This is a genomic window from Bacillus sp. FSL R5-0585, assembly GCF_038004545.1.
GTDB lineage: Bacteria > Bacillota > Bacilli > Bacillales > Bacillaceae_G > Bacillus_A > Bacillus_A cereus.
This window is the reverse complement of the sequence record NZ_JBBORJ010000001.1, coordinates 20,623-32,634: the sequence shown is the minus strand read 5'-3', so window position 1 is coordinate 32,634 and position 12,012 is coordinate 20,623. Positions and strand designations below refer to the sequence as shown.

Below are 12,012 nucleotides of genomic sequence, written 5' to 3'. Positions count from 1 at the left end.
AAAGATTTTTTCTTTTCGCTGCGCTCTAGTTAACAATATTATTCACATTCATTTTCCTCTAGCTGGTCACGCATCACTTTCACACGCTGAAAGAAAAAGAACGATAAGCTTAAAAATATAACGATGCTCCCCATCATAACAAAAAATTGGATTGTCTCTTTTGCTTCACTCGGAATCAATAAGCCAACCATTAACAATGTACTTACAGCGAGAAGCATTTGTCCAAACCGAGTATAATCTTCTATTTTTCCTTTTAATTCTTTCATTATATTCTCACTCCTCCATTTCACTGTATCATATTCTATGAAACTGAAAGACCAGTAAATACAGCCATTCTGGGAGATGTTTTCCAATAAAAAAAGAGCCGCTTTTACTGCGGCTCTTTTTTTATCATTATTCACCTTTATATGCTTCCATATAAATTTCTTTCAGCTCTGAAATAAGCGGTAACTTTGGATTAGCAGTTGTACATTGATCTTCAAAAGCTCTTTCTGCTAATACTCCAACAACCTCTTCAAATTGCTCTTTATCGACTCCTTGTCCCGCAATACTCATATTAATATTTAAGCTTTTTCCAAGCTCAATAATTGCTCGGACGAGTGATTCCACCCCTTCTGCTGCCGAACTTGCTGGAAGCCCGAGCATTCTCGCTATATGTGCATATCTTTCATCTGCCACAAAGTGCTCATATTTTGGGAACAATGCGTGTTTTCTTGGCTTAATAGCATTATAGCGGACTACGTGCGGCATTAGAATGGCATTTGCGCGTCCGTGCGGAATATGGAATTCTGGTCCAATCTTATGTGCTAAGCTGTGATTAATACCAAGGAAAGCATTTGCAAATGCCATCCCTGCAATTGCAGAAGCGTTATGCATTTTTTCTCTTGCTTCTTCATCATTTCCATCTTTATATGCTCTCGGTAAATATTTGAATACGAGATCAATAGCTTTTAATGCTAATCCATCTGTATAGTCATTTGCCATAACAGACACATACGCCTCAATTGCATGTGTTAAAACATCCATACCAGTATCTGCTGTTACATGTGGTGGTACTGTCATTACAAATTGTGGATCAACAATTGCTACATCTGGTGTTAATTCATAATCTGCGAGCGGATACTTTATATTATTTTTCTTATCTGTAATAACCGCAAATGGTGTCACTTCTGATCCCGTTCCTGATGTCGTTGGAATCGCAACAAACTGCGCCTTATTTCCTAATTCCGGATATTTACATGTACGTTTTCTTATATCTAAAAATTTCTGTTTAATACCATAGAATGTCGTTTCTGGATGCTCATAGAATAACCACATTCCTTTTGCTGCATCCATAGCTGAACCACCACCAAGTGCGATAATTACATCTGGCTTAAAGCTTTTCATCATTTCCGCACCTTTGAAAACAGTTTCATCTGATGGATCTGGTTCGACCTCAAAGAAAACTTCAACTTTCACATCATTTGCATTCTTGTTTAAATAGTGCGCGACTGTATCGACATAGCCATGTTCAACCATTCCGGGGTCCGTTACAATAAATGCACGTGAAATGTTAGGCATATTTGCTAAATAAGCTGTAGCATGTTTTTCAAAATAAATTTTTGGTGGCAGTTTGAACCACTGCATATTCTTTTTTCTATTTGCCAGCCTTTTTATATTTAATAAATGAGTCGCTGTTACATTTTGGGAAACTGAATTCTTTCCGTATGAACCACAACCAAGTGTAAGTGATGGAATAAATCCATTATATATATCCCCTATTCCACCTTGTGATGAAGGTGCATTTACAATGAGACGGCAAGCTTTCATACGTAACCCAAATTGCTTTTGCACATCTTTATTTGTAGAATGGATAACTGCTGAATGTCCTAAACCACCGAGGTTCAACATTTCTTCGCAATATGTAAATCCTTCTTCTAATGAATTTGCCTTCACACAAGCTAATACTGGACTCAGTTTCTCACGGGATAACGGATATGCTGCTCCGATACCTTGAATTTCAGCTACAAGCATTTTTGTATGTCCAGGAACAGTGATCCCAACTAAATCGGCAATATACTGTGCTGATTTCCCTACAATATCACTATTTACTGCACATGTATTTTCATTTATAACGAGCTTTTCTAATTTTTTTCTTTCTTCTTCTGTTACAAAGTAACAACTGTTTTCAATCATTTCTGTTTTAACATCATCATAAATTTCTTTATCGACAATGATTGCTTGTTCCGATGCACAAATCATACCGTTATCAAATGTTTTTGATAAAATTAAATCATTAACAGCTCGTTTTACATGTGCTGATTTTTCTATATAACACGGTACATTACCAGGACCAACGCCTAACGCTGGTTTTCCAGTAGAGTAAGCTGATTTCACCATACCAGCGCCTCCAGTTGCTAGAACGAGTGCTACACCATCATGGTTCATCAATTGTTTCGTCGCTTCAACAGACGGTCTTTCAATCCATTGAATACAGTGTTTTGGTGCACCAGCTTTCATCGCTGCATCATATACGGTTTTCGCTGCTGCCACAGAACATTTTTGTGCGGAAGGATGAAATGCGAAAATAATTGGATTTCTTGTTTTTATCGCAATTAACGCTTTAAACATTGTTGTCGACGTTGGATTCGTTACTGGTGTTACTCCAGCTACTACACCGACAGGTTCCGCGATTTCTATTATTTCTTCATGAGGATCTTCGTGAATAATCCCTACCGTTTTATCTTGCTTTATACTATGCCAAATATATTCAGTGGCAAAAATATTTTTAATGCATTTGTCTTCATATACACCACGGCCAGTTTCTTCAACTGCTAATTTTGCTAGCGGCATATGTTGATCAACACCTGCTAATGCCATTTCATGAACAATGTTGTCAATTTCCTCTTGTGTAAAACTTTCTAATGCTTGTAAAGCTTGTTGACCATTATTTACTAGCGTATCAATCATCTTTTTTACTTCCTGCATTTCATTTACAACTTTCTCTTTGACTACCATGTGAATTTCCTCCTATTCTACTATTACGGTCCTTATATGTCCCTGTAGGTCAAAATAAGTCCCAATTAACACAAAAAAATAGAGATGCTTTCCTACATGAATTTCATTGTTTGTGAAAAATTTCACAAGTTTGTTCGTGAGTAACGTTTCCTGAATTCAATATACATGAAATCATTTCGTTTGTGTATGTCTATTTTGTGAAATGTTTCACAAAAAGACGTAATAAAAAAACGCACTGCTAATATAGAGCAGTGCATTTTTTATTATGCTAGCGCTTGTGCTAAATCTTCAATTAAATCTTCACCATCTTCAATACCGACAGAAATACGAATTAATGTATCTGTAATTCCTAATTCTTTGCGGCGATCAGCTGGGATTGATGCATGTGTCATTTGAGATGGAATAGAAATTAAACTTTCTACCGCTCCTAAGCTTTCAGCAAGTGTAAAGTATTGTAGTTTCTCAAGTACTTTATTTAATGTTTCTTCACTATCTACATCAAATGAGATAATAGCACCAAACCCGTTTGCTTGTTCTGTTGCTAATTCGTGATTTTGATGTGATTCAAGACCTGGGTAATATACTTTATTTACTTTTGGATGATTATTTAAGAACTCAGCAATAGCACGTGAATTCGTTTCATGTTCTTCCATACGAATTCCTAATGTTTTTAAACCGCGAAGTAGTAAGAAGCTATCTTGTGGCCCAAGAATACCTCCTGTTGAGTTTTGTACAAAGTGAAGATCTTCTGCTAGTTGTGGGCTATTTACAACTACTAAACCTGCAACTACATCACTATGACCTCCTAAATATTTCGTTGCACTATGAAGCACAATATCTGCTCCTAAAGAAATCGGCGACTGCCAATATGGCGTCATGAATGTGTTATCAATAATTGTTAATAGGTCTTTCTCTTTAGCAAGAGTAGATATTTTCTTAATATCAGTAATTTTTAGTAGTGGGTTCGTTGGTGTTTCCACATAAATTGCTTTCGTATTTGGACGAATCGCTTCTTCAACTTCCTCTAAGTTTGTTGTATCTACAAATGTATGCTCAATACCGAAACGGTTTAATACTTTCGTAATAACGCGGTATGTTCCGCCATAAACATCATCTGTTAAAATAACGTGGTCACCTTTTGAGAACAACATAATTGTCGCTGTAATAGCAGCCATTCCTGAACCAAATGCAAATCCAGCATGCCCATTTTCTAATACAGCAATCATTTCTTCTAAAGCTGCACGTGTTGGGTTACCTGTACGTGAATATTCATATCCTTGATGCTTACCAACTGCTTCTTGTTTGTACGTACTTGTTTGATAAATCGGTACGTTTACAGATCCAGTTGAAGGTTCTCCTATGCGAATACCATGAATTAACTTTGTCTTTGCTCTCATTTTTTATTCCCATCCTTTGTATATGTCTTTACTTAAATAGCGCTCACTGCTATCAGGAAAAATCGTTACAATATTTGTACCTGGTGCTGCCTTCTCGGCCTCAAGTAAGCTCGCATGAAATGCTGCTCCTGAAGAGCTCCCAACGAGAAGTCCTTCTTTTTGCGCTAATTCTTTCACTCGTAAAAATGCATTTCGATCAGAAATCGTATGAATTTCATCAAAATAAGATGTCTTCAAAAATGGCGGGATAAATTCCAGTCCAATTCCTTCGGTGTCATGTGAACCAGCCTTACCACCATTTAAAATAGATCCTTCTGGCTCTACGATAACTGTTTTAATATCTATATTTTTTTCTTTCAAATAAGATGCAGTCCCCATAAACGTACCGCCAGTTCCTGCTCCAGCAACAAATATGTTAATCTCTCCATTCAATGCGTCCCACAGTTCAGGTCCTAGTGTTTTAAAATATGCACGAGGATTTGCCTCATTTGCGAACTGACTTGGAGAGTATGAATTCGGTAGTTCATTTACTAACTCTTTTGCTTTAGCAATTGCACCGGTCATTCCTTGCTCAGTCGGTGTATGCACGACCGTTGCACCTAGTGCTTTCATTAATTCTTGTTTTTCAATACTAAATTTCTCTGGTACACAAACAATAACACGTAAATCATGTTCTAATGCTGCAAGTGCCAGTCCAATACCAGTATTCCCAGCAGTCGGTTCAATAATTGTTCCACCCTGGGTCACAAGCCCTTTTTCTAGCGCATCTTCGATTAATTCTCTTCCTAAACGATCCTTAACGCTTCCGCCTGGGTTATAAAATTCAAGCTTTGCAAATAAACGGACTCCTTTCGGAAGTGAAAAACGAGTAATTTCTACAATTGGTGTATGACCAATTAACTCATGAACTCCACGATATACATTCATCGTGTTCTCCCCCTTGTTTGCCAATAAAGAAAAGGCAACTGTATGTATTTTCTTTATATGAGACAGTTGCCTTTTTGTTACATTACTTTAACTCTTCTAACACTTTTACGATAAAGTTTGTAGAATGAAGAGCTGCTTGATCTAAAAACTGATCAAATGAAACATTTGATTCTTTACCAGCAATATCAGAAAGTGCGCGAATGATAACAAACGGAATTTCATATTGGTGGCATACTTGTGCAACAGCTGCTGCTTCCATTTCTACCGCATAAAGATTTTCAAATTTATCACGGATGGCTGCAACGCGGTTCGGATCACTCATAAATGAATCACCTGTTGCAATCATACCTTTTACAACTTGAATATTTTCTTCAGCCTGCATACATTTCTCAGCTAATGCAACTAACGCCTCATCAGCTTTAAATCCAGGCGGCATTCCTGGTACTTGACCATATTCATAGTTAAATGCTGTTACATCTACGTCATGGTGACGAACTTCAGTGGAAATAACTACATCACCAACGTTTAGAGAATGATGGAATCCACCAGCTGAACCAGTATTAATTACTTTTTCAGGCTTATATTTTTCTAATAAAATTGTCGTTGACATCGCTGCGTTTACTTTACCAATACCAGACTTTAACAAGATTACTTCATGCCCTGCTAATAGCCCTTTCGTAAATTCACAACCTGCAACCGTTTCTGTCTCTGCTTGTTCTAATTTGTCACGTAAAATACGTACTTCTTCTTCCATTGCTCCAATTACAGCAATTCTCAATCTAATCCCTCTTTCTATTGCTTAGTTGCCTCCATTACCCAAACGAAATGATTTAATCTCGTGAACGTTACATGGAAGCCATTGTTTTCAAAAATAGTCTGCATAACTGGAATACGTGTATAGTATTCCGTTTGCAAATCGTTTGCTAACTGGTGGAAACCTCTTCGTTTTGCTGTTTCAACAGTTTTATCATATGCATCTTGATCTGCAAATATCGTATCAGCAAACACTATTTTACCACCTTTGTTTAGCAATTGACTATACTTCGCAATCGCTACATTTTTTTCATCATCTGTTAAATGATGAAATGCATAGGTGCTTACAATGGTATCAATTGAATTTGGAACTTCAAACGAAAGAAAATCACCGTCTGTAATTGAAAATTCTTTTGGCAATTTCTCTTTTGCAATCATGCGCATTTCACGCGACGGTTCTATACCGTAAACTGTGCGGCCAGCAAGTAATAATTTATTTGTTAAATTACCTGTACCGACACCAAATTCTAATACATTACCAAATGACTTGTTAACTACATCCTCTAGAATGTCCTCATAATGGGCGAAAACTTCTTTATATTGTATATCTTCGCCTTGTACAAATGAGTCGTACGTATGAGCCCACTCATCAAATAAACCATTAAATTCTGTACCCATAAAAATTCCCCTTTTTCTTATCGGTTTTATCAGTATGATATTCCCTCTTTCTAAAAATGTCAATTGAAATGTACATGGTATTTCCTTCTTTTCTTTGTTACACTATAGTTGATTACATAGGAGAGGGGCCGTCTTCATGTCATTTACCTTTGAAATGTTAGAAGATAAAGTAGAGTTTTTTGAAGCGGGAGACTTAGCTTCTTTAGAACGAAAAATTAGTGAACAAATTGATAATAATAAAGCACTTATGCTTGAAGTTCATCACATCTCACATCAAATGGTTATGGATCCTGAAAGCAAAAGACCGTATTATAGCGCGGTTGTTCATTTTAAATTAAAGAAATTGCGTTAACAAAAAAGAGAAGCTCCTAAGGAGCCTCTCTTTTTTAGTTTAGAGTTTGAACAAGCACTGGTTTCCAGCCCTCATTGTCTACCCAATCAATATTTACATAATATCTTTTCCCACTTTGCTTATCTTGAACATCACCATAAGCTTTGCTCTTTCCAGTTTTGTCTCTTCCAACAAAATGGAATACTAATTGCTCTTTCGGTACTTCAACACCTGCAGCAATTGCACTTTGCATCTCATTCCAATCTGATGAACCCTGTTTAAACGTCATCGCTGGTGATGAACCTTGTTCTGTTCCTACAGCTTTCCAAGAAGGTTTTGTATACGCCTCTTTTGCCTTAGATACAGTTTTCTCAGCTGATACTTTCTCGTTAGCTTTCGCTTCTTCTTCAGCTTTTTTCTGTTCTTCTTCAGCCTTTAGCTTCTCTTCTTCAGCTTTTTTCTTAGCTTCTGCTTGCTCTTGTTCTTTTTCTTTTTCTTTTTTCTTAGCAGATTCTTTATCTTCTGATTTTCCAGCTTTCTCATTCTTTGTTGTTTGTTGAGAGACTTTCTTATCAGTAGAAGATGCTTGCTCTTTCGTACTAGGAACGAACAATTGATATGCTACAATAGCTACTAATAGTAATACAATAGCGATTGCAATATTTAAAACACCGTTTTGACGACGTTTTTGTTGTTTCTGTTGGAATCTTGATCCTCCTGCCATTCTCCAAACCTCCATGCAGTTTTTCCTAATTGCTATTGTAACATTAAATCTAGAAAGGTTGAACATTTACAATGATATTTTCATGAAATGAAGACATTTCACTATAAATTGCAAGATTACTTTTCATTCTCCAATTGATAGATTGCTCCTACCATATCTTTAAAAATAGGTGTAACTTTATTCACTTTGCTATCAGTCTCTAGATCAACAACAACTAAAGCATATCTTGGATTCTCATACGGAAAATAACCTGCAAACCAGCGATTCACCCTCGTCCCTTCCCCTGTTTGCGCTGTCCCGGATTTTCCAGCGACACTTAGTGGCAACGAACGGAATGCCGTTCCTGTTCCTTTCTCCCTTGTTACAACGCCTCTTAATAACTCTTGTAATGTTTTCACTGTTTCATACGAAAGCTGTTTTCCATTTAACGTATGGCTCTCAAATGTAAAAAAATCCGCTCCATTTTTATATACTATTTTTTTAACTGCTTTCACTTCCATCTTTTCTCCATTCCTTGCAATCGTCGCCATCATATTTGCAATTGCTAGAGGTGATATACGTACATCTTTCTGTCCAATTGCTGTTTGTTCTACCGCTTTTTTACTATTTTTATTTTCTTCATTCCCCCAAATAGTAGTACCCTTTTCTTCTGGCATTTGCTCAAAATGAGGTGTATGAAATACAGAACCTTTCCATCCAACCTTTTCATTTGCTCCTAAAGCTGCTACGTATGTTTCTAGCACCGTCTTATCCTTTTGTAATAGCTCGTTACCTAACTCGGAAAATGTCCTGTTACAGCTCCTAGCAAAGCTCTCTTTAAAGTTAAGTGTACCCATCCTAACTTGCGGGTCGTTTTCACCATATAAATCTTTATTACAGTTAAATGTCCGATTAAACAAATTTACTTTTTGATCAATGACTGCAGCTGCAACTACTGTTTTAAAAACAGAGCCTGGAAAATGTGGCGTTAACATTTGATTTTCAAGTGTAGTTTTATATAAATTCTCATCCCTTACTTGTAAAGACGGCTTACTAGCCATCGCTAATATTTCATTTGTCTTTACATCAAGTAATACTAGTCCCCCCTTCTTTATTTCATTCGCTTCAATCACTTCTTCTGCTTTTTGCTGCAACTCTTTATGTAAAGTAGTTTGAATCCTAACTGGATAAAATGGATTTCCTGGTGAAGTGTATTTCGCTTGCTTTCCGAAAATGGGTTCTCCTTGCCGATCTACTTGATATAATACTTTTGCCTCTCCATCAGTCAATAGAAATTCATCAAATGATTGCTGTAATCCTGAAATACCTATCGGCGTTTGTTTTGAGATTCTTTTCAATTCTCCATATCGCTTTTGAAACTCCCTTTCGTTCTCCCCTACATCACCAATTAAATGATTTATCTCTCCAGTTTGTTTTAATCGCACTTCAGCTGCTACAATACCTAATACATGTAATTCATTTACCTTCTCCATCTGCTCTCGTGTCACTCGAAATGGAGCAGTTTCTCCTTGTAGTGTAAATGCATTTTTATTATTTTTCATTTGTCTTCTAATCTCTTGTCTCGACACACCAATGATATGCGCTATTTTCTCTAACATGTCATTTTTTATTTGTAAAAATGGAAAAATAATTAAAACAGGATATTTTTCCTCACCTATTTTTTTACCATTACGATCTATAAACTGCCCACGCCCATCGTCTACTGTAATGGATTGTGTGCGTTGCGTAACACTTTTTTCAATTAAATTTATTTTGCGATCAGTAAATGATTCTGTATCTATAATTTGAATTTGGATTAAACGACAAAGCAATACAAACATAACGCTCATAAAACAAATTAAAACAATTGTAATTCTCCGTTTTATTTTCATAAAAAACACCTCGTCTATTGTAGTTTAGACGAGGTACTATTTTATTTATACAATCTCCAAAACAAAAACAGATATTATATAAGGCTATTATTGTTTCTTTGGCTTCTCTAAAAATTTCATAAGAAGCGATCTAAATTCAGTTTCATTCACTCCAGTGTTTTTAGCAACTTCAATTACAGTGGTTGTTACATTAGCCGCTATTTTTAAATAATCCTTACTTAGATTATCCATTTCATTTCTTTTTTCTTTTGCATTCTCAACTGTTACAGAATCAATACAAGTAATCATCTTATCTACAATATGTAAATAATTATTTTGTGCATCTATTATTTTTTGAATATCATCTTTATTACTTACTTTCGATTGTTTTAAATATGTATATGCTTGATTCACTTCATCTTTTAAAATTTTATCATTATTCTTCGCCTGTTCTTGTAACATATTCTTCATATCATCTATTGTTTTTTGATCCATCGAATCTCGCAATAAATAATCTGGATTCCCAATTGCGTAATCATACTTAATCGTTACATCTTGAAATATTTTCATGACAATTGCTAATTGATACGCTACATCAAAATCATTAAATTCCTTTTTATCTTGTGGATTTTCTAAGGCTTTTGAACTCTCAGTTGCTTTAATATCCTTTTTTTCTTCTTGCTTTACTTTTTCTCCCTTTGATGATGTAGTTTCTTCATTCGTTCCGCATGCAGCAAGTCCTAATATGGAGATACTACAAACCAATCCTGTAAAGATTTTATGTTTCATAATTAGCCCCTTTTCCCTTTTAAAAACTATGGTCTCTAATTATGATATCAAAGCTTAAAATGTTTTTTTGACATTTTTTGTCGAATCACTCTAAGGTTTACACAAATTTTTTCATTCTACAGAAAAAAAAGATTCTCCCGATAGGAGAATCTTTTTTTTATTTTACAGAGACAATCTCTACTTGCATTTCTCCGCCTGGTGTTTGGATTGTTACTTTCTCACCAATTTGCTTACCTAATAAGCTTTTTGCGATTGGAGAATCGTTAGAAATTCTTCCTTCGAATGGATCAGCTTCCGCGCTACCTACGATTGTATACGCTTCTTCATCTCCGTTTGGTAATTCTTTAAATGTTACTGTTTTACCTAATGTAACAACAGTAGATACTTCGCCAGTATCTTTAATGATAACTGCGTTACGAATCATATTTTCTAATTGTGTAATACGTCCTTCTACGAACGCTTGCTCATCTTTCGCTGCATCGTACTCAGAGTTCTCAGAAAGATCCCCGAAGCTACGTGCGATTTTAATACGTTCTACTACTTCTTTACGTCTTACTGTTTTTAATTGCTCAAGTTCGTTCTCTAGTTTTTGCTTACCCTCTTGCGTCATAGGGTATGTTTTTTCTGTTGACATATTTTCCACTCCTTTTATATACCAATCCCCCGAAAAAAAAAGAGGAGTTCCATATGAAAACTCCTCCGCTTCCATTGTTAGCGGAGGTTTCTAGTACCCTTGCACTAGCGGAGTTGTCACATACAACCCCGTATTTCCAATTCTTCTTTATATAAAGAAGATATGTATGGAAAGTTGATATAAATATGCCCTCACCTATATATAGATGAGGTTGCATGTTTCATTGTATTCGATAAGAAGGGAAAAAATCCCTTCCTACCGTATATCTTTTACTATGCTATTACAAATTTACTTTTTGTTCAAGAATTGTTGCAATTTTTGTCACCATAATATCAATTGCAACGTGGTTTTGTCCACCTTCAGGGATAATAATATCCGCAAATTTCTTAGAAGGCTCAATAAATTGATTGTGCATTGGACGTACAACATTTACGTACTGATCAATAACTGAATCCATCGTACGACCGCGCTCTTTAATATCACGTTGCATGCGGCGCAGAATACGAAGGTCAGCATCCGTATCAACGAATAATTTAATGTCCATTAACTCGCAAAGACGTGGGTCTTCTAAAATAAGAATTCCTTCTAAAATAATTACATCTTTCGGCTCAACCGGAATAATTTCTTCTGAACGCGTATGCAATGTATAGTCATATACAGGCTTATCAATTTGCTCATATGCAAGCAACTGCTGCAAATGTTCAATTAACAGATCATTATCAAACGCAAGCGGATGATCATAATTTGTTTTTAAACGCTCTTCCATTGGTAAATGGCTTTGATCTTTGTAATAATAATCTTGCTCTAAGATTAAAATAGAATGACCTTTAAAATGGTCAAAAATCGCTTTCGTTACACTCGTTTTACCTGATCCCGAACCACCAGCAATTCCAATTACAACAGGCTTATTCGTCCCCATTCGACTATCACTC

At 35.8% G+C, this 12,012-nt stretch carries 12 protein-coding genes; 1 reads left to right on the top strand and 11 read right to left on the bottom strand.

Annotated elements, in window-relative coordinates; translation table 11 throughout:
- Positions 1-38 precede the first annotated feature (38 nt).
- The 6 genes from MKY38_RS00165 to MKY38_RS00140 all read right to left on the bottom strand — a co-directional run bounded on the left by MKY38_RS00165 (position 39) and on the right by MKY38_RS00140 (position 6,752).
- The gene (locus tag MKY38_RS00165) at positions 39-266 is read right to left on the bottom strand and encodes a YrhC family protein (RefSeq protein WP_341047768.1); all 228 of its coding nucleotides are present in this window, start codon (positions 264-266) and stop codon (positions 39-41) included.
- A gap of 127 nt (positions 267-393) precedes the next feature.
- The gene (adhE, locus tag MKY38_RS00160) at positions 394-2,997 is read right to left on the bottom strand and encodes a bifunctional acetaldehyde-CoA/alcohol dehydrogenase (RefSeq protein ID WP_000260500.1); all 2,604 of its coding nucleotides are present in this window, start codon (positions 2,995-2,997) and stop codon (positions 394-396) included.
- A gap of 263 nt (positions 2,998-3,260) precedes the next feature.
- Positions 3,261-4,394 (bottom strand): bifunctional cystathionine gamma-lyase/homocysteine desulfhydrase, encoded by a 1,134-nt coding sequence (locus MKY38_RS00155; protein ID WP_001201908.1) that lies wholly within the window; start codon positions 4,392-4,394, stop codon positions 3,261-3,263.
- A gap of 3 nt (positions 4,395-4,397) precedes the next feature.
- Complete coding sequence (locus MKY38_RS00150) at positions 4,398-5,321, bottom strand: O-acetylserine dependent cystathionine beta-synthase (RefSeq protein ID WP_114555859.1); 924 nt, start codon at positions 5,319-5,321, stop codon at positions 4,398-4,400.
- A gap of 82 nt (positions 5,322-5,403) precedes the next feature.
- Complete coding sequence (gene mtnN / locus MKY38_RS00145; protein ID WP_001217024.1) at positions 5,404-6,099, bottom strand: 5'-methylthioadenosine/S-adenosylhomocysteine nucleosidase; 696 nt, start codon at positions 6,097-6,099, stop codon at positions 5,404-5,406.
- 14 nt (positions 6,100-6,113) lie between these two features.
- Positions 6,114-6,752 (bottom strand): class I SAM-dependent methyltransferase, encoded by a 639-nt coding sequence (locus MKY38_RS00140; protein ID WP_000536317.1) that lies wholly within the window; start codon positions 6,750-6,752, stop codon positions 6,114-6,116.
- A 136-nt stretch (positions 6,753-6,888) separates the two neighbouring features.
- Between MKY38_RS00140 and MKY38_RS00135 the strand changes: the two genes are divergently transcribed.
- Positions 6,889-7,104, top strand: a complete 216-nt coding sequence (locus MKY38_RS00135) for a YrzA family protein (protein ID WP_000010984.1) — start codon at positions 6,889-6,891, stop codon at positions 7,102-7,104.
- 34 nt (positions 7,105-7,138) lie between these two features.
- Here MKY38_RS00135 and MKY38_RS00130 read toward each other — a convergent pair whose 3' ends face one another.
- From MKY38_RS00130 to udk, 5 genes are all read right to left on the bottom strand, one after another.
- On the bottom strand, positions 7,139-7,807 hold the full coding sequence (locus MKY38_RS00130) for a YrrS family protein (protein ID WP_070180513.1): 669 nt from the start codon (positions 7,805-7,807) through the stop codon (positions 7,139-7,141).
- Positions 7,808-7,923: 116 nt separating this feature from the next.
- A complete protein-coding gene (locus MKY38_RS00125) occupies positions 7,924-9,678 on the bottom strand; it encodes a peptidoglycan D,D-transpeptidase FtsI family protein (RefSeq protein WP_070180514.1) in 1,755 nt (584 codons plus the stop codon).
- 87 nt (positions 9,679-9,765) lie between these two features.
- Positions 9,766-10,446 carry a hypothetical protein gene (locus MKY38_RS00120; protein ID WP_000680878.1) on the bottom strand — a complete coding sequence of 227 codons (681 nt, stop codon included), beginning with the start codon at positions 10,444-10,446 and terminating at the stop codon, positions 9,766-9,768.
- Between the two features lie 157 nt (positions 10,447-10,603).
- Positions 10,604-11,080 carry a transcription elongation factor GreA gene (greA, locus tag MKY38_RS00115; protein WP_000102591.1) on the bottom strand — a complete coding sequence of 159 codons (477 nt, stop codon included), beginning with the start codon at positions 11,078-11,080 and terminating at the stop codon, positions 10,604-10,606.
- A gap of 280 nt (positions 11,081-11,360) precedes the next feature.
- Positions 11,361-11,999, bottom strand: coding sequence for a uridine kinase (gene udk / locus MKY38_RS00110; protein WP_000537078.1), 639 nt, complete (start codon positions 11,997-11,999; stop codon positions 11,361-11,363).
- Between the last annotated feature and the right edge of the window lie 13 nt (positions 12,000-12,012).